The 17,580-nt window shown below is 53.8% G+C and carries 17 protein-coding genes and 2 tRNA genes; 17 read left to right on the top strand and 2 right to left on the bottom strand.

What is annotated here, in order from left to right:
* Positions 1–7: 7 nt before the first annotated feature.
* From rbsK to ACI48J_RS23190, 17 genes are all read left to right on the top strand, one after another.
* Positions 8–931, top strand: a complete 924-nt coding sequence (gene rbsK / locus ACI48J_RS23270; RefSeq protein WP_405080428.1) for a ribokinase — start codon at positions 8–10, stop codon at positions 929–931.
* A 138-nt stretch (positions 932–1,069) separates the two neighbouring features.
* Positions 1,070–2,581, top strand: a complete 1,512-nt coding sequence (locus tag ACI48J_RS23265; protein WP_405080427.1) for a sugar ABC transporter ATP-binding protein — start codon at positions 1,070–1,072, stop codon at positions 2,579–2,581.
* Complete coding sequence (locus tag ACI48J_RS23260; protein WP_405080426.1) at positions 2,578–3,540, top strand: ABC transporter permease; 963 nt, start codon at positions 2,578–2,580, stop codon at positions 3,538–3,540. The genes ACI48J_RS23265 and ACI48J_RS23260 overlap by 4 nt, the downstream gene beginning before the upstream one ends.
* The gene (locus tag ACI48J_RS23255; protein WP_326056467.1) at positions 3,537–4,481 is read left to right on the top strand and encodes an ABC transporter permease; all 945 of its coding nucleotides are present in this window, start codon (positions 3,537–3,539) and stop codon (positions 4,479–4,481) included. Before ACI48J_RS23260 ends, ACI48J_RS23255 begins: the two co-directional genes overlap by 4 nt.
* Positions 4,482–4,486: 5 nt before the next feature.
* Positions 4,487–5,518, top strand: coding sequence for an autoinducer 2 ABC transporter substrate-binding protein (locus ACI48J_RS23250; RefSeq protein ID WP_405080425.1), 1,032 nt, complete (start codon positions 4,487–4,489; stop codon positions 5,516–5,518).
* A gap of 27 nt (positions 5,519–5,545) precedes the next feature.
* On the top strand, positions 5,546–6,055 hold the full coding sequence (locus ACI48J_RS23245) for an ureidoglycolate lyase (protein ID WP_405080424.1): 510 nt from the start codon (positions 5,546–5,548) through the stop codon (positions 6,053–6,055).
* Between the two features lie 89 nt (positions 6,056–6,144).
* Positions 6,145–7,455 (top strand): ArgE/DapE family deacylase, encoded by a 1,311-nt coding sequence (locus ACI48J_RS23240; RefSeq protein WP_405080423.1) that lies wholly within the window; start codon positions 6,145–6,147, stop codon positions 7,453–7,455.
* A gap of 2 nt (positions 7,456–7,457) precedes the next feature.
* Entirely contained in the window at positions 7,458–8,255 is a 798-nt protein-coding gene (locus tag ACI48J_RS23235; RefSeq protein WP_405080421.1) for a glutamine amidotransferase, read from the top strand.
* Between the two features lie 492 nt (positions 8,256–8,747).
* Complete coding sequence (locus ACI48J_RS23230) at positions 8,748–9,722, top strand: sugar kinase (RefSeq protein WP_405080419.1); 975 nt, start codon at positions 8,748–8,750, stop codon at positions 9,720–9,722.
* Between the two features lie 125 nt (positions 9,723–9,847).
* Positions 9,848–10,519, top strand: coding sequence for a bifunctional 2-keto-4-hydroxyglutarate aldolase/2-keto-3-deoxy-6-phosphogluconate aldolase (locus tag ACI48J_RS23225; RefSeq protein WP_405080418.1), 672 nt, complete (start codon positions 9,848–9,850; stop codon positions 10,517–10,519).
* Positions 10,520–10,832: 313 nt separating this feature from the next.
* Positions 10,833–10,907: transfer RNA gene (locus ACI48J_RS23220), tRNA-Gly, on the top strand.
* 9 nt (positions 10,908–10,916) lie between these two features.
* Positions 10,917–10,987, top strand: a tRNA-Gly gene (locus ACI48J_RS23215).
* Positions 10,988–11,185: 198 nt separating this feature from the next.
* Positions 11,186–11,677, top strand: a complete 492-nt coding sequence (locus ACI48J_RS23210; RefSeq protein WP_405080417.1) for a hypothetical protein — start codon at positions 11,186–11,188, stop codon at positions 11,675–11,677.
* Positions 11,678–11,836: 159 nt separating this feature from the next.
* Complete coding sequence (locus tag ACI48J_RS23205) at positions 11,837–12,598, top strand: alpha/beta fold hydrolase (protein WP_405080415.1); 762 nt, start codon at positions 11,837–11,839, stop codon at positions 12,596–12,598.
* Positions 12,599–12,601: 3 nt separating this feature from the next.
* On the top strand, positions 12,602–13,054 hold the full coding sequence (locus ACI48J_RS23200) for a GtrA family protein (RefSeq protein ID WP_326056483.1): 453 nt from the start codon (positions 12,602–12,604) through the stop codon (positions 13,052–13,054).
* Between the two features lie 186 nt (positions 13,055–13,240).
* Complete coding sequence (locus tag ACI48J_RS23195; RefSeq protein WP_405080413.1) at positions 13,241–14,539, top strand: MFS transporter; 1,299 nt, start codon at positions 13,241–13,243, stop codon at positions 14,537–14,539.
* Positions 14,540–14,673: 134 nt separating this feature from the next.
* Positions 14,674–15,309, top strand: coding sequence for a serine/threonine protein kinase (locus ACI48J_RS23190; protein WP_405080412.1), 636 nt, complete (start codon positions 14,674–14,676; stop codon positions 15,307–15,309).
* A gap of 370 nt (positions 15,310–15,679) precedes the next feature.
* Here the strand turns inward: ACI48J_RS23190 and ACI48J_RS23185 are convergent, their stop codons facing one another.
* Positions 15,680–16,618: an ABC transporter permease subunit gene (locus ACI48J_RS23185; RefSeq protein WP_405080410.1), complete on the bottom strand. Its 939-nt coding sequence runs from the start codon at positions 16,616–16,618 to the stop codon at positions 15,680–15,682.
* Complete coding sequence (locus ACI48J_RS23180; protein WP_326056489.1) at positions 16,602–17,531, bottom strand: ABC transporter ATP-binding protein; 930 nt, start codon at positions 17,529–17,531, stop codon at positions 16,602–16,604. The genes ACI48J_RS23185 and ACI48J_RS23180 overlap by 17 nt, the downstream gene beginning before the upstream one ends.
* Positions 17,532–17,580: the final 49 nt, after the last annotated feature.

Raw genomic sequence — 17,580 nt, 5'->3', positions numbered from 1 at the left:
GAGAGCCATGGCGAAGATCTTGGTAGTGGGCAGCATGAATATGGACATCGTCACACAGGTTGAACGTCACCCGGTTCCCGGCGAAACGATACAGGGCAACGAGACCCGTTTCTTCATTGGAGGCAAAGGGGCTAATCAGGCGGTTGCCGCTTCTCGCTCTGGAGTTTCGGTCGCTATGGCCGGTGGACTGGGCTTGGATTCATTTGGCGCCGACATACGCAGGGGGTTGGCGGAGGATAAAATTAATCTTGATTATGTTGCCGATCAGCCCTGTATGACGGGGCTTGCCTTGATTACAGTAGATGGAGCTGGCGAGAACAACATTATATTATCCTCCGGCGCTAATGGAAGATATGGCGCGGAAGAGATTGACCAATTGGATCTTTCGGGTTTTGACGTCATCTTGCTGCAAAATGAAATATCATCGGCAGCCAATCAAAGGGTGCTGGATAGAGCTGCAGAGAAGCATATTCCGGTATTTATGAATCCGGCACCAATTGACGGGTTTGACCGGAGCCAGCTGCACAAGGTTGCTTTCCTCATTTTGAATGAGGTCGAGGCGGAGGTGCTGAGCGGCATCCGTATTGAAGGAAGCAGCCAAGCGCTGGAGGCTGGGAAGAAACTGCTGAAAGACGGCATTCCTCATCTTATTATTACTTTGGGAAGCAAAGGATCTATCTACATGGATCAATCGGGAAGTCAAATCACATTACCCGCATTTTCAGTTGACGCAGTGGATACGACAGCGGCGGGAGACACCTTCATTGGAGCATTCGCAGCTAAATATGTAACGGGAGCGGAGGTGCATGACTGCCTGCGCTACGCGACAGCGGCATCGGCGCTGGCTGTAGCTCAACCGGGCGCTCAGAGTTCGATTCCGACAGATGATCAGGTCAGTCGTTTCTTACGGCATAGAACAATAGGTCAATAAGGCCGCTATAAAAAGGCAATATACGGGGTTTCTTTCCTGGAAAGGGACACCTGTATTCCCGGACTTTGACGATTTAACGCTTAGTCTTGTTAAAGTTATCCAAAAAGCAGCCGGGTAAGGTGAATAGGAGGTCTAAAGATGAGGCATCCGGTTTTGAAAATGGAAGGCATCGGCAAAGAGTTCCCGGGGGTCAAAGCGTTATCCGATGTTAGCTTTGAGCTGTATCCGGGCGAAGTTCATGCGCTTATGGGGGAAAACGGAGCAGGAAAGTCTACGCTGATGAAAATTTTGTCCGGCGTATATTCACCGACGCAAGGAACGATAAGACTGAAGGGCAAGGAAGTAACATTCGGCAACCCGCTCGATGCCCAACGGCAAGGCGTGTCCATTATCCATCAGGAATTCAATTTGTTTTCCAATCTGACAGCCGCGGAAAATATATTTATCGACCGCCCGGAAATGGTCGGCAGATTCGGACGGATACAATGGTCCAAAATGTATGACGAGGCGCAGCGTTTGGTTGATTCCATAGGGGGAGGCGAAATTGATGTCCGCAAGGAGGTCCGGCATCTCGGAGTCCACAGCCAGCAAGTAATCGAGATTGCGAAAGCGCTTTCTTTTCAGGCGGATGTGCTCATTATGGATGAACCGTCGGCGGCGCTCCCGGAAAACGAAGTGAAAAAAATGTTCGACGTGGTTAACCGGCTTCGGGCGCAAGGCGTTGCCATCGTGTATGTCTCCCACCGCATGAAAGAAATATTTGAAATTGCGGATAAGGTAACGGTGCTGAGGGATGGAGCCAAGATTGATACCCGAGGGATCGAAGAGGTTACTGAACAGAACTTGATTCAGATGATGGTGGGCAAAGAGGTCGGCCAGTTATATCCGGTAAGAGAGCAGAAGCACGGTCAAGAGGTTGTGCTGAAGGTAGAGCAGTTGTCGCTCGATTCCACTCACCGTGTATCTTTTGAACTGTGTAAGGGAGAGATATTAGGGTTGTTCGGCGTTCCGGGTTCGGGTACGCATACGATTGCCGAGCGTTTATTCGGTCTAAGGCGGGGAGCGGGTGACATCATTGTTCATGGCACAGCGGTGAAAATCAATAGCCCGAGCCAGGCCAAAGCGAAGAAGATTGCTTACGTTCCGCCGGATCGTCACCGTCAAGGCGTCATAAAACCGATGTCAATCCGGCAAAATCTATCGCTCCCGATGCTGCCCCAGCTTTCAAAGTACACGGTGCTGGACGAGTCGCGAATTAAAAAAATGAGCGGGGAGTACATGGAGAAGCTTCGGATTAAAGCACCCAGTGACGGACAAAGCGTAGATTTTCTGAGTGGCGGCAATCAGCAGAAGGTCGTGATTGGCAAATGGCTTGCGGCGAACCCAGATATTCTTATTCTGGAAGAGCCGACTCGGGGAGTTGATGTCGGAGCGAAGGCGGAGATTTACAATATTATTCATCAACTGGCTCAAGAAGGCTTGAGCATCCTGCTGATTTCGTCCGAAATGCCGGAGGTGATTGGACTCAGCGATCGGATCCTGGTGCTACACAAAGGCACAATCGTTCATGAATTTGCACATGGTGAGGCAGACCAGGAACAACTGCTGCAGCGTGCTTCACATCCGCTCCCGGAAGGAGGCCTCTTATGAAACGCCTGCTAAATGTGCATGAAGCGCCTATTATCTTATTCACCATTCTCGTCACGCTGTTGTTTTCAATCCTTTCACCTGACTTTTTGCAATTCGAAAATATAAGGCTGATTGTGGGTCAGAACATCTCCATGTTTATTGTGGGGATAGGGATGACGATGGTCATTCTTCTGGGAGGCATGGATTTATCGGTTGGCTCCGTGCTGGCTGTGACAGCGACATCTGTCGGGCTGTTCCTCGGCCATGGCATTCATCCATGGATTGCAGCCGCTATGGGGATATGCATCGGGGTGCTATGCGGCATGGTCAATGGCTATTTCATCGCTGTAAGGAAGATACCGGACATCATCGTCACCCTGGCCACCATGTACATCTTCAGGGGCATTGCGGTAGGCATCAGCGGGGGAACCTGGATGACGAACTTTCCGGAAGGATTTCGATTCTTCGAACAAGGATATTTGCTTGGCATTTCCTTCCCGCTGCTGACAGCCGTTATGCTCATAACAATCTTCATCTATTTAATGAAATTCACCCGCGTGGGCCGAAGAATCTACTCGATCGGAGGGAACGGTCCGGCAGCCAAGCTTGCGGGAATCAGCATAGCCCGAACTAAGTTTAAGGTTTATGTATTAACCGGCTTGCTGGTCGGAATCGCCTCCGTTATCTTCGCAGCAAAGGTAGGAAGTGTGCAAGCCTCGACGGCAGGCAGCGGTTTGGCGTTTGAAGTCATGGCAGCTGTTCTTATCGGCGGGGGAAGTATATTCGGGGGCGTCGGTACTATAGCCGGAACGATGCTGGGGGTACTTTTTATGGGCATCGTTAAAAACGGGCTCATTATATCCAAGGTTTCTCCGTTCTGGGTTGATGCCGCAACCGGTTTTCTGATTATTCTGGCAATTGTCATTAACACGCTGCAGCGTATACGGCAAAACAAAGGAAAAGAGGGGGATTTGGTATGAGTGCATGGACAAGCCGGTTCCCGCTTAGGGGAAATAAGCTAATCGTTCAAATGCTCCTGTTGCTCGTCATTATCGTGCTGTTCAGCTTCTTGTCTCCCTATTTCCTGACCGTCACCAACTTTATGAATGTGCTTAACCAGATGGTTGAAGTAGGGCTGATCGCCATTCCTATGACCATGATCATCATATCCGGTGCGATGGATCTATCGGTTGGCTCCATTCTGGCTTTCTCCGCTGTATGTATGGGAGTCGCATATGAGCGGGGCATCGATATATGGATCAGTGTGATCATTGGACTGCTGGCCGGCTTGCTGTGCGGGGCCGTCAATGGTTATCTGATCGCGCGGCACCGCATGCAGGCTATCGTCGTCACCATTGGCATGCTCGTGATGCTGCGGGGGCTGGTTTACGTGATCAATCAGGGGAGACCCATAAGCGGTTTTCCCGATGCTTTCTACTTTATGGGCCAGCAATATATCGGCGTTGTTCCGGTTAATGCGATTTTCCTTGTGGTGATGTTCCTGCTGGCCAGCTTTGTAATGAAAAAAACCAGATTCAGCACCTATGTGTACGGGATTGGTAACAATGAAGAGGTTGTCCGCTATTCCGGCATCTCGGTCGTACGCATCCGGTTTATCCTGTTTATGCTTAGCGGATTGTTCTCGGCCTTGGCGGGTATATTTCTGGTGTCGCGTTTGGCAAGCGCGGAGGCGACATCGGGTACCAATATAGAGCTCGACGTGATTACAGCGACTTTGATAGGAGGCACACATATTTTTGGAGGAAGGGGAAGTCTTTCAGGCACATTTGTCGGGCTGCTGATCATTGTGTTTTTGCGTAATGGATTGAATCTATTAGGTGTATCCGTGCTTTACCAGGCAGTCATTTTAGGAGCGTTGCTTCTGCTTGCTGTAGGAAACAAAAAATTCAATGGAGAGTGAAACCTATGAAAAAGCTGGCATTGACGTTACTAACGGGTGTATTGGCTCTGAATTTGGCAGCATGCGGAAGTACAAGCGGGAACCAAACGGATAACGGAGGCAAACCGAACCAGGGAGCTTCCGGCTCAAAGACTTACTTTATGAATCCAAAGTCCATCGGCCCTGCTTATTGGGCGGCGGCTGAAAAGGGTGCCAAGAAGGCGGCAGCCGATTTGAAGGTAGAAGTTCTGTTCAATGCGCCGACAGAGGCGGATTCCTCCAAGCAAATTAATATGATTCAGGATATGCTGACCCGCAAAGTAAGCGGCATCGGTGTATCGCCTAATGATGCGAAAGCGGTAGGCCCTGTGTTCAAGAAAGCGGCGGGTCAAGGCGTCAACATTGTGACTTGGGATAGCGATGCGCCGGGTACAGATCGCCAATATTATGTAGCTCCGGCCACTGACCAAGAAGTGGGGGAGCTTCTGGCCAAAACGATCGGAGAAGAAATCGGCGGTAAAGGACAGGTAGCGTTCATGGTAGCCGGTCTTGGCTCACAAAACCAGATTGCGAAATCCAATGCGGCTAAAGCCTATTTTACAGCCAAATATCCGGATATTAAGGTCGTAACGACTGTTGCGAGCGACGACGATCAACAGAAGGCGTATGCCAATGCGCAAAACCTGCTACAAACTTACCCTGATCTGAAAGGCATTATCGGATTTGCAGGCGGCGAACCTACGGCTGCTGCGGAGGTAGTAGAGCAAGCTGTAAAGGCAGGCACTTTAAAGAAAAACCAAGTTGCCATTACAGGCATTGCCGTGCCGAGCGTCGTGAAAAATTATATCAAGAGCGGCACGATCAAAACGGATATTATTTGGGACCCAGGCAAGCTGGCTTATGTAACGGTCTACATTATGGATCAGCTGGCTCAAGGCAAGGAAATCAAGGACGGCATGGAGATTCCGACGATAGGGACTGTGAAAGTAGACGGACAAAGTGTATTTATTGGCACGCTTGAAGTCACGAACGATAATGTGGACAGCTTTGATTTCTAATAACACCCCTGTTAGGAGGCGACCTTAATGGAGTACAAGGTGCAGATAGAAGAGTTGACGGAGGAGGCTTTTGCTCCCTATGGCAAAGTAGTGGATATGCCGGCGATTGATCCCTCCAAATCCGGGGACGGGTGGGATTGCTGGAGCTATGTGCAAATGCTGGATGTATGGGAGCCAATCGGATTTGGCCTTGTGGTCACCAAGCGGCGCGAATTTGCCGTAACGGCAATGGAGAGGCATGTCAGCCGTGAAGAGCTGCTGCTTACCTTTGATCGTGAGATTGTACAGCCTGTAGCATTGTGCATGGACATCGACGATCCTGATGAAAGTCCTGACGCATCCACCGTCAAGTGCTTTCGAATTAAGCCTGGACAAGCTATCGTCATCCATCGGGGGGTCTGGCATAGTCCGGCTTACCCGGCTGCGGACGATGCCCGTTATATGTTCGGCATTGAGAAAAAGAAGGATAAATTCGGCGATGAAATGATTAATCCGTGGGTTGATTTTATTGACGGGAACACCGTTCGATTCGAATAAGCGAGCAGGCATGGCTCCCGATACGCTTGCTTACGACAGTTGCGGATTCATGCTGTATCAGGAGAGTGCTGCCAAAAGGAGAGAGAGAGATGAACCAAGAACAGAGAGTAATGGACTGGATCGAGAATCATCAAGATGAAATTATTCATTTTTTACAGCAGCTCATTCAAATTCCGAGCGTCAACCCCTGGTTTTTCGAGGAACCGGCGCCATCCAAAGAGAAGGACCTTCAACAATTTATCGCCGGCAAGCTGGAGAAGCTCGGCGCGGACATCGAAGTCTGGGAGCCCATCGCCGATGAACTGAAGCAATATGAAGGCATGGCGGGCTATTATCCAGGAAGAGATTTTACGGGCAGGCCCAATTTGGCGGCTACGTTCGGCAAAGGAACGGAAGGCAAGTCCCTGCTCTTGTTTGGCCATATTGACGTCGTCATGGCAGGCTCCAAATGGACGGTCGATCCGTTCGAGGGCCGAGTTATCGATGGGAAGATGTACGGCCGCGGCACCGTTGATATGAAGGGCGGAGTCGCAGCCATGATTATGGCCGTCGAAGCGATTCTTCGCAGCGGGTTTAAGCTTAAAGGGCCGGTTATCGTCGGCACGGTTGTCGATGAGGAAGCGGGAGGCATGGGGGCACTTGATTTTATTCACCATGGCTATCGAGCGGATGCTTGCATTTTAACGGAACCGACCTCGCTGACGATCGCCCCGCTTTGCCGCGGGATTTTATGGGGAAAAATCAAGATTCAAGGTCGCAGCGGCCATATTGAGATGCCGCAAGCGGATTGGCAGGACGGCGGCGCGGTTGATGCGATTAAGAAAGCGAGATATATTCTGGAGCATTTGGATCGCTTGAATGAGAAATGGGCTGCGAACAAGACCCATCCATATTTATCGATCCCTTGCCAGGTGCATGTTGCGCAATTGAACGCTGGGGAATACCCGACCTCCTTCGCGAATGAGGCGGAAATCGTATTCAATGCGCAATACTTGCCCTCGGAGCGGGACGAGAAGCTTGTAGGCGGTAACGTAAAGAAGGAATTGACGGACTTCCTGCGCGAGGTATCGGAGTCAGATCCTTGGCTGCGTGAGCATATGCCGGAAATCGAATGGCTGGTGGATGCCGATTGTGCAGAAACGGATGTGGCACACCCCTTTGTTCAGACCTGTGTACAATCCTTGAAGGCCATTGGAGAGGAAGGCAAAATCGAAGGACTGGGCTTCCATACCGATATGGGCTGGCCGGTGAATGTCGGCATACCGACCATTAACTTTGGACCTGGTGATCCAAGCCTTGCCCATCATAGCGACGAATTTACACCCGTTGACGAAGTGATTCAGGCCGTCAAGATGATTGCCAAAACGATTGTGAACTGGTGTGAAATCGAGGAAGCGTAAAAATGGGATCAAGACGGCCTGTAGGTGTAGGGCCTGGTGATATAAAAAATACGGAGGTGCTTGAACTGATGAAGATCTTGTTTGTTGGCGAATCCTGGGTTGTGCATATGATTCATACGAAAGGTTATGACAGTTTTACCTCGACCAAGTACGAGGAGGGAGCAACCTACTTGCTGTCCTGTCTGCGTCAGGAGGGAATCGACGTCACTTATATGCCTGCGCATGAAGTGCAGGTACGCTTTCCTCAATCGCTGGAAGAGCTCAAAACCTATGATGCGATTGTGCTGAGTGACGTAGGTGCAAACACATTCCTGCTCCAGAATCCAACCTTCTATCAAATGCAAATCATTCCGAATGCCCTTGAGCTTGTGAAGCAGTATGTCGCTGAAGGAGGTGGCCTGCTGATGGTTGGCGGTTACCTCACCTTCATGGGGATAGAAGGAAAAGCCAATTATAGAAATACGCTATTGGCCGATGTGCTGCCGGTTGTCATGATGGATAAAGATGATCGGGTAGAGATGCCGAGCGGCTTCTCGCCTGTCGTATCGCAGCCGCATCCATTGGTAAACGATCTGGGAGAATGGCCTAGGCTGCTAGGTTATAATAAGTTGTCCGCTAAGCCGGGGGCAGAGGAACTGCTAAGCCATGAAGGCGATGCTATTCTGACGGTTGGAACTTACGGCCAGGGAAAGACGGCGGCGTTTGCAAGCGATTGTTCGCCGCACTGGGGATCGTTGGAGTTTATGAATTGGGAGCACTATTCGGCCTTTTGGTCCAAGCTTATTAAGTATCTAAAATAAGGAGCAGTGAACATTCCCATACGCCAAAATAGAACCTGCTGGCCGAGGCTAGCAGGTTCTAGTGGTGTAACAGCCGTAAAGGCTCGAGTCCTCTCGTTCGCATCACGCATCAACAACGAAGAAAGCCTTGAGCAATCAAGGCTTTCTTTTGTTTTTTCTTTAAACGGCTGGAATGTGATAAAGAGGTTCGTTTCGTTCGTTTTCGTTTGAATGAACATTTTCATACCTAAAGGGAAGTCCTTTCTGCTATAATGAAGAAGGAACGGATTCTTCTAAATTAACAAATCCAGACCGGGGCTTTCTCCGATGACGGAATCAAGGATGAGATACAAACCTGTACGGAGTGATCCCATAAGAAAAAGCTTTTTCTGCGCATGATAATGCGGACAAGGGATCGTTTTTCCGGGGAATAAAGGAAGCCAGCATGGGCCGGGTACCGCCTGCGGACGATGCCTGAGCCTGCGAGAATCTAACGGTCGAGGTGGATAAACGATGGAGCAAGGCAAAGAGCAACCCCCTATTTATCCCGATGTAGTGACTTTCGGAGAGTCGATGGCTCTACTGATGCCGGATTCGGGAAAAGGAATTGAATATTCACCGCAGCTGACCGCTTCGTTCGGCGGGGCCGAAAGCAATGTGGCGATAGGTCTTGCGCGGCTCGGGCATCGTGTCGGGTGGTTCGGACGCTTGGGGAAAGATCCTTTCGGCCGGATGGTGCTCAAAAAAATACGCGGCGAAGGCGTGGACGTCTCCAAGGCCGTATTAGCGTCCGAGGCGCCGACGGGTTTGATGCTGCGGGAAGCGGTATCGGGCAAAGCCTCCGTCTACTACTACCGCAAAAATTCGGCCATGAGCCTGATGAAGCCCGGCGATCTCGATGAAGATTATATAGCCGGGGCCAAAATTTTGCATGTAACCGGCATTACGCCCGCCCTGAGCGAAAGCTGTAAAGAAGCGGTGATTGCCGCCGTCCGCACGGCCAAAAGGCACGGGGTGAAAGTCTGCTTCGATCCGAACCTGCGGCTTAAGCTCTGGGGAATCGGGGAAGCCAGAGAGACTTTGCTGGCCCTGGCGGAGGAGGCCGATTATTTTCTTCCGGGTCTGGATGAGCTTAAGCTCCTTTACGAGACGGAAGATTTCGACGAGATCGTCGGAAAACTGAGCAAGCTTCGGGCCGTGACGGTGCTTAAAGGCGGCGACAATGAAACGTTCCTGATCGAAGGCGGCCGCGTGTCCTCTGTTCCTTTTGTCAAAGCGGAGCGGGTCGTCGATACGATCGGAGCAGGGGACGGATTCTGCGCAGGTTTCCTATCCGGCATTCTGCAAGGGAAGAGCCACCTGGAAGCGATGGAGCTGGGCAGTCTGCTCGGTTCGCTGGTCGTTCAGGCTCCGGGAGACTGGGAAGGCTTGCCGACGCGTGAGGAAGTCGATGCCGTGCTTCAGGGAAGCCGTCATATCGAGCGCTGAGCGCCGTGTTGTGTTGCCGTTAAAGTCTGATCGAGGTTCATACGGACGTATCAGATAGAAGGCGTATCCGCCGCCTCTTACTTGCGGAAACTGATTTTACCGACAGAGAGAGGATGAACTGACCCATGAAAAAAATACAGCTGATTCAAAAAATTACGGAACAGGGCGTAGTCGCCGTTCTGAGAGGCAAAACGTCGGACGAGGTCGTCGAAGCCGCCGAACAGGCCATCGAAGGCGGCATCAAAGTCATCGAAGTGACGATGACGGTGCCTTTTGCGCTTCAAGCCATTGAAAAGCTGGCCAAAACGTACAGCAGCACGGCGCAGGACGCCTCCAAATTCGCGATTATCGGCGTAGGTACCGTTCTGGACCCGGAAACGGCGAGAGCGGCCATTTTGAGCGGCTCGGAGTTCGTGGTGGGGCCTTCGCTGAATCCGGCGACCGTGGCGCTCTGCAACCGGTACCGCGTGCCGGTCATGCCGGGCACGATGACCGTCAAAGAGATCCAGGAAGCGCTGGAGCTCGGCGTGGACATCGTGAAGCTGTTCCCGGGCAACTTGTACGAGCCGTCCGTGATCAAGGCCATCAAGGGGCCTCTGCCGCAGGCTAACATCATGCCGACCGGCGGCGTATCCCTGGACAATCTCGCCGATTGGATCAAAGCGGGTGCCGTCGCTGTCGGAATCGGATCGGATCTGACGACGGATGCGTCCAAAACCGGCGATTTCAGCCTGATCGCGAAGAAAGCGGCCCAATATACGCAGGCTTTCAAAGAGGCTAAAGCGGCTCTTTCCTGAGAGTAACAGACGAGGCGGACGTTCGGTGTGTGATTGACCGCCTCGTCTTATGCCCCCACACCGCGCACTGGGAACTGCGCGCGGTGTAAAAAGAGAAGAGGGCAATTGGCTAGGCGAGCCATTCAGATAAAGAGGAAGGATCGGAGAAGTCTGCTCCGGTCCTTCTTTTTATGCGCGGAAATGAGGGTTTTTCCTTGTTTGCAGGGGGTGTAAAAAATTGGATTGAAATTTGGACGGAAAAAGGATTGAGTTTTCGTGAATTATTTGTTATGATATCTCTTGTCGATTCGGAAATGCTTCGAACGAAAAGTTTGCGGAAGTGGCTCAGCGGTAGAGCATCGCCTTGCCAAGGCGAGGGTCGCGGGTTCGATTCCCGTCTTCCGCTCCAATCACCTTTGCGGGTGTAGTTCAATGGTAGAACTCCAGCCTTCCAAGCTGGTAGCGTGGGTTCGATTCCCATCACCCGCTTACAAGATTCAGAAAAAGCAGTCTCCTTTTTGGAGGCTGCTTTTTTTTGTGTGGCCGCGATGGATAAAGCGTCCAGCCCTACTAACACCAGGAATAGCGACCCAGCATTTTTTATTGCCCTTTCATTCCTCTGCCGATTATGCAACATTTACCTTCCTGTGCCGTTTAACTGGGTAAGAAAGTTACAGGGGGTATCTTATGCGATGGAACAAATGGTCAGCGGTGTCCGGCGGACTCGTTATCTTAGCTATAGCTGCGGCCGGAGCCGCCTCGCTTTGGCTGCCTTCGGCCGAGCTTGCTCCTGAGAAAGTGGTGCTCAACTGGAATGGCCGCATCATCGAGGTGCCGCAAGCGGATTCCCGGTATCAACGTCTGATAGACGAGGCCGAGGAAGTGATAGAATCTACCGCGAAGGGGCCCTGCAAGTGTCCGGCCGAGCTGACCGGGGATGTGCCGGATAAGCCCGGGCTGCTTCTTATGCTGCCGCCCGGCCAGTCGGTCCGCATGCGGAAGGAATTGCCGGTCGCCACGGCGGTCCATGAAGTCCGCAGGCTCTATGTGCCGTTTCAAAACGGCGGGGATTCTCCCCGAATGGAGTTAGACGGCGGGGTATACGAAGTGGGTAGAGAGAGCGTGGATGCCCTTAAAAAGACCGCCGCCGAGGCCGCCGGAAACTTACCCCAGGGATAAGGTAGGCCGGGAAGCGGAGCTGTGATACGATAGGCGTTGAAGAAGACGGAAACGGCCGGAGAAGGACAGCGGACACCCATTGGTTCGGAACGGCAAAGCGGAGACGGCCCGGACCGGAGAGAAGACGAATTTACCTGAACGGATCCAAGGAGGCGGAGAATGACTGGAAAAAGACGATCGCGCGGCAGAAAGCTGCTCCTGGCGCTGGTGATCTTTATACTCGCCGCCGGAATTGCGGCGGCATTCTATTTGCGGCCGTACGGGCCGGACCGCGCGGCGGTCGAGGCTATGCGGAGCGGCGGCGGTATTACCGTTACAGACGGCAAGGATGTAACGGTCTACGAAGGCGCAGAGCCCAAGGAGCCCGGCGTGATCTTCTACCCGGGCGGCCTGGTGAAGCCGGAGAGCTACGCGCCTCTGGCCCGGGAGCTGGCTCAGCGCGGGCACCGCACGGTCGTCGTCAAAATGCCGCTGAATTTGGCGGTATTGGGAGGCGGCCGTGCCTCGGAAGTGATGGCGGCCCGTCCCGGGGAGTCGTTCGTCATCGGAGGGCACTCGCTCGGCGGCGTGATGGCGGCCCGCTATGCGGCGGAGCATCCGGAAGGGCTGCGGGGCGTGTTTTTCCTGGCGTCGTACGCCGATGACAAAGGAAGCCTCCGCGATAAAGGGCTTCCGGTTCTCTCCGTGACCGGTTCGGAGGACGGCGTGCTTAACCGCGACAGCTTCGAGAAGAACAAGAAGAACCTGCCGGAAGACGCCAAGCTTCTGACCCTTCCGGGAGGGAATCACGGCCAATTCGGCAGCTACGGCTCTCAGAAGGGCGATCATGCGGCCTCGATCTCACCGGAGGAGCAGACGCGGCGGACGGCCGAAGCGATTATAGACTGGATGACCGGAATCCGGGAGAAGGGGAAGAGCTGACACGTGACAAACGATAACAACGGGCAAAAAAAGCGGCTTAACCCGGAAATGCTCCGCCTGCTCCGCTTCGGGGCAGTGGGAGTCGGCAATACGGCGGTGGACTGGGCCGTGTTCTGGCTGCTGTTCTCGGGCCTGCACCTGCATTACGGAGCGGCTCAGACTTTCTCGTACTTGTGCGGAACTTTGAACAGCTACCTCTGGAACCGGAAGTGGACGTTTGCCAGCAAAGAACCGGTGCGGGTATCGGAGGCATTGAAGTTCCTGCTGGTCAACGGGTTGTGTCTGGGGCTGTCCTACCTGCTGCTCTATGTGTGCAGCAATGTTCTGGGCTGGAACATGCTGCTCAGCAAGCTGACGGTGACGGTTCTGCTGCTTCTGGTGAATTACGCCGCCAGTAAATGGTGGGTTTTCAGCCCGGGCGAAAAGCGTAAGGAAGGCGAATCATTGGAGCCTTAATTCGGACAGAAAATTCGCCGGATTTTATACCAGACGGCGGAGAATTTTTGCAGTATAATGGACCTGAACTTCTGTAACGGATAAAAGATGTCTTCTTTTGTCCGTCTTCTTTTACCTTACGCGTAAGCGCAAACATTTTGCTGACGAAGCCGGAAAACAGCACCGGCTCAAAGGAGAGCTACCGACGTGCAGGCCAAGACCCGCTCCTGGAACCGTTTTACCCCGACCCGTAAACATCTTTGGATCGCGACTCTCGAAGGGGCTCCGGCCACGGTGGTTCAAACCCTTCTCAACGGTCCGTTCCTGACGGGTTATTTGCTCTATCTCGGTGCAACGTCCGCACAGATCGGACTTGTGCTTGCCATGACGACGATTGTGAACGCCGGGCAGATTCTGATGGCTTTTCTGATGCAGAGATGGAAAAACCGGAAGCTGCAGATTCTCGTTTTCGGCGGGCTTCACCGCATTCTATGGGCGGCTACGGGGCTAATTCCCCTTGTGCTGGCTCGCGAATTGTGGATTCCGGCTTATATCGCCTTATATACGGCGGCGTTTCTCTCGAATGCCTTCGGAGGAGTGGTCTGGTCGACGCTCATGGCCGATATGGTGCCGTCTTCGGTGAGGGCCCGTTATTTCGGCATCCGGAATATGATGCTGAACGCTCTGGGAGCTCTGTGCCTGTTTGCGGGCGGACAAATACTCGACAAGCTCGGTAACGAGGCGGGGTTTGAGGTTCTTTACCTGGTGATCGGCACGGCCGCGGTGGTCAATGTAATCGCTTACCTGTTTTATCCGAATCCGCCCTTCGAGCCTTCCGCGGAAAGCGGGCTCCTGCCCATGCTTACGCGCCCTATGAAAGATACTTCGTATATCAGGGCGACGGCGTTCCTGTCGTTCTGGCTGTTTTTGCAGGGAATTGCGGTGCCGCTCTTTTCGTATGTCATGCTGAAGCTGCTGCAGGTAAGCTATGAGACGATTTCCGTGCTGACGGTTTTGCAGACGGCCGCGATGATGATTTCTTTCTACGTCTGGGGAAATCTTAACGCGCGGTGGAGCAACCGGCGGCTTCTGTTCTGGACGCTCCCGCTTCTGTCGTTGTCGTGTCTGCTGTGGGGGATGCTCGCCTGGTTTCCGGTCCTTCCGGTGCTGATTGCGGTTCACATCCTGCTTGGAGCGGGGACCGGGGGATTCAACCAACTGGCTTTCAATTTCATTATCGGGGATACGCCGAGAGGCGAGCGGCCGATGTTTATCGCCATGTACAACACCTTGACGGGGCTGGCGGCTTTCCTGGGCCCCCTGCTCGGGGGTATGCTGTACGAAAAGGCGGAAGGGCTGCCGCTCTGGGTTCAGCAGTACGGAATTGCCGCAGGAACGGGAACGGTTATGCTCGTTCTGGCTCTGACCCTGGGGCGCAGAGTGCTGCTGGAGCGGCAGAGCCGCGGGACAAAGACGGAGACGCCGGATAAAAGCATGCCGGTTTAGCTCCGCACATACGGCTTGGACCGGAAGAGTGCGGCGCGCCGTGCTCTTTTTTTGTTTACGGAAGCGGAAGGTCCATTGTATCGGTACCCGGAACCCTCTACAATAAGAGCATAAGAACTCGTTGGGAGACTAAAATGGAAGCATGGATACAAAAGATCGAACGGGAGCTTCTGCCCGGCCTCGACTTTGAAAGCGAAAAGCCCCATGACCCCGTCGTGGTGCATAAACTTCCCGCCCCCTGGCAGTTAGTCGGTGCGGGCAATTACGCGGCTGTCGTCTCGCATCCGGACATGCCCGGGCTGGTCGTTAAAGTATACGCTCCCGGAAGAGACGGCTGGGAAGACGAGGTCGAGGTGTACCGTAAGCTGGGCGAGCACCCCGCGTACTCCCGCTGCCATTATGCGAAAAAGCCCTACCTCATCCTGAAACGGATGAACGGGAGGACGCTGTACGATTGCATCCGTTCGGGGATACGGATACCGGAGCGGGTCATTCTCGATATCGAAGAAGCGTGCGATTTTGCGCGAAGGCTGGGACTGGTGCCGCAGGACCTGCATGCCAAAAATGTCATGATGGAAGACGGACGCGGGAAAGTGCTGGATGTTTCCGATTTTCTGGGCGACACGCCGGACACGATGTGGGAGGATATGAAGAAAGCCTACTACCGCCTGTATCTGCCGCTTCTGTCTAAGCACCCTATTCCGATGCCGGACACGCTTCTGAACGGCGTACGCAAAAGCTACCGCTGGCTCCGCCGCAACTCCTCTTAGGAGGAAGCGGGATTCGCCTGCGCCGGTTTATCCTCCGCCGGTGAGAAAAGCCCTCCCGGAGCCAGACGGTGACAGCGCCCGTGATTGCTCGCGCCACCTCCGCGGGAGAGCTCCGGCATTGCGGGAGACTGCGGTCAAGCGTCGCCGCTTGCGAACGCCCGCCCCAGTCCGCTGCAGCCGGTAAGAAGTTCGGGCGCGAAGCGCTCCCGGTACTGCGCGGCACACGGCCGGACGCCCGGCATACGAAAAAGCCGCACCCTTAACAAACGGGTGCGGCTTTTTCGGCTCCGTGCCGGAGGCCGGTTCCGCGTCAGCGGCCGGCAGCGAAGGCGGCCGCTGACGCGGGCTTTTTCCATGCAAGAATAGGAGCTTACATGACGTCCCGGCGGCGGAACACCGTCCAGGTGAGTATGTTAAAGACGATAAAGTAAGCGGCCAGCACGAGGATCGAGAAGGTCATCGTCATGCCTTGGACAAGAGGCTGGCCGTGCAGGTAGCGGGTCAAATCCATATTGGAGAACAACAGGTATTTGCTCCAGTCGTACCGGCTCAGAATCATGCTGACCGTGTTGCCCAGGAACATGATGCAGAGCGAGATCCCGATCGCAAGCGAGTTGCTGCGGAACAGGGTGGAGATCATAAAGGCGAGCGTCACGATCATAATCAGCTCTACGCACTTGAACCCGTACGTGCTCAGCATGTCGGTGATGACGTTTTTCTCGACGATGGCCCCCATGCTGTTCAGCTCGAGAACGGTCGGGCTTGTTCCCGCCCCTCCGTAAAGCACCAGGTTAATGGCCAGGGCCGAGACGAATAACACGAGCAGCATGAAGATGGAGAACTGGAAGCCTGCCGCGTATTTGGCGAACACGATCTTCGATCTCGAAACGGGCCGGATCAGCAGCAGCTTGATCGTTCCGCTCGAGAATTCGCCGGACATGGCGTCGGCGGAGACGACCACGGTGAAGACGGTAATGACCGCGATCAGGCTGGACATGGAGCCGACGGCCTGCCATACGGCAGCCTGATTCGGGGATATATCCCGGTTCAGATATTCCTGGGCCAGCTTGATCTGCTGATCCAGATCGGCCGCGTTGTCCGGGAAGTCCGCTTTGGTCTTCTCCAATTGTTCGATGCGCTGAGTCTGTGCCTGCCGCCAGTCCGCGCTGTTCATGCCTCTGGAGTCGTAGTGGATCAGGAACGAAATCAGCCCCACCAGTCCGACAAGCAGAATGACCATAATCCAAGTTGTCAGCCGGCGGTAAATTTTCATGTTTTCATTACGAATGAGATTAAGCAATTTGATCACTTCCCGTTATCTGCAAGAATTTGTCTTCGAGCGATTGCGTGAGCGGCTTCATCGCGTACAGGCGGAGACCCGCCTGGATGAGCAGAGCGCCGATGTCGGCGGCTCTTTCGCGTCCGATCGTGAGCTCGATGCCGTTCGGATGCGGTGTCACGTGCAGGTGCGGGTCGATTTCCTGCACCACAGCCTGCGCCGTCGCCGGATCGTTAACTTCGAAGAAGTAGGACGTCTCCTTCGGCGCAGCCCCTTCTCCGCGCAGATCCTGCACGTCGACGAGCTTGCCCTGCTGGATGATGGCGACGCGGTCGCACATCAGCTCCATCTCCGACAGCAGGTGACTGGAGACGACGATGGCGATGCCTTCTTCGCGGGCCAGCCGGCGAAGGTAGTCGCGCAGCTCCCGGATGCCTGCCGGGTCGAGACCGTTCGTCGGCTCGTCGAGAATGAGCAGGGACGGCCGGTGCAGCAGGGCCTGAGCGACGCCAAGCCGCTGGCGCATGCCAAGCGAGTAGGTTTTGACCTTCTCTTTGATGCGGTTTTTCAGCCCGACAAGCTCGACGACTTCGTCGATTCTCGACTGCGGGATGCCGCCCGGAAACATGCGGGCGTAATGCACGAGGTTGTTCTTCCCCGAGAGGAATTTGTACATCTCGGGATTCTCCACAATGGCGCCCACGTGCTTGATGGCGTCTTCGAATCGGTTCTGGATCGACTGTCCGTGGATCACGATGTCGCCTTTGTTCATTTTCATCAGACCGACGATCATGCGGATCAGCGTCGTTTTACCGGCCCCGTTCGGTCCCAGAAATCCGAAGACTTCGCCGGGATAAACTTCGAAAGACAGGTCCTGGATAATCTTTTTGCCGCGTATCGTCTTGTTGACGCCGCGTATTTCCAATACGGGTTGATTGTTCATTTTTTTCTCTACCTCCAAAAAATCCGTAATCCGTTATCACTCGTGCAGT

The organism is Paenibacillus chitinolyticus, assembly GCF_045038035.1.
In the GTDB taxonomy this organism is placed as follows: Bacteria; Bacillota; Bacilli; order Paenibacillales; family NBRC-103111; genus Paenibacillus_F; species Paenibacillus_F chitinolyticus_A.
This window is presented reverse-complemented; position numbering and strand designations above follow the sequence as displayed.

Bases quoted from the DNA above. Each gene is read 5' to 3' on its own strand.
- rbsK (WP_405080428.1), top strand. From the start codon at position 8: ATGGCGAAGATCTTGGTAGTGGGCAGCATGAATATGGACATCGTCACA.
- ACI48J_RS23265 (WP_405080427.1), top strand. From the start codon at position 1,070: ATGAGGCATCCGGTTTTGAAAATGGAAGGCATCGGCAAAGAGTTCCCG.
- ACI48J_RS23260 (WP_405080426.1), top strand. From the start codon at position 2,578: ATGAAACGCCTGCTAAATGTGCATGAAGCGCCTATTATCTTATTCACC.
- ACI48J_RS23255 (WP_326056467.1), top strand. From the start codon at position 3,537: ATGAGTGCATGGACAAGCCGGTTCCCGCTTAGGGGAAATAAGCTAATC.
- ACI48J_RS23250 (WP_405080425.1), top strand. From the start codon at position 4,487: ATGAAAAAGCTGGCATTGACGTTACTAACGGGTGTATTGGCTCTGAAT.
- ACI48J_RS23245 (WP_405080424.1), top strand. From the start codon at position 5,546: ATGGAGTACAAGGTGCAGATAGAAGAGTTGACGGAGGAGGCTTTTGCT.
- ACI48J_RS23240 (WP_405080423.1), top strand. From the start codon at position 6,145: ATGAACCAAGAACAGAGAGTAATGGACTGGATCGAGAATCATCAAGAT.
- ACI48J_RS23235 (WP_405080421.1), top strand. From the start codon at position 7,458: ATGGGATCAAGACGGCCTGTAGGTGTAGGGCCTGGTGATATAAAAAAT.
- ACI48J_RS23230 (WP_405080419.1), top strand. From the start codon at position 8,748: ATGGAGCAAGGCAAAGAGCAACCCCCTATTTATCCCGATGTAGTGACT.
- ACI48J_RS23225 (WP_405080418.1), top strand. From the start codon at position 9,848: ATGAAAAAAATACAGCTGATTCAAAAAATTACGGAACAGGGCGTAGTC.
- ACI48J_RS23210 (WP_405080417.1), top strand. From the start codon at position 11,186: ATGCGATGGAACAAATGGTCAGCGGTGTCCGGCGGACTCGTTATCTTA.
- ACI48J_RS23205 (WP_405080415.1), top strand. From the start codon at position 11,837: ATGACTGGAAAAAGACGATCGCGCGGCAGAAAGCTGCTCCTGGCGCTG.
- ACI48J_RS23190 (WP_405080412.1), top strand. From the start codon at position 14,674: ATGGAAGCATGGATACAAAAGATCGAACGGGAGCTTCTGCCCGGCCTC.
- ACI48J_RS23180 (WP_326056489.1), bottom strand. From the start codon at position 17,531: ATGAACAATCAACCCGTATTGGAAATACGCGGCGTCAACAAGACGATA.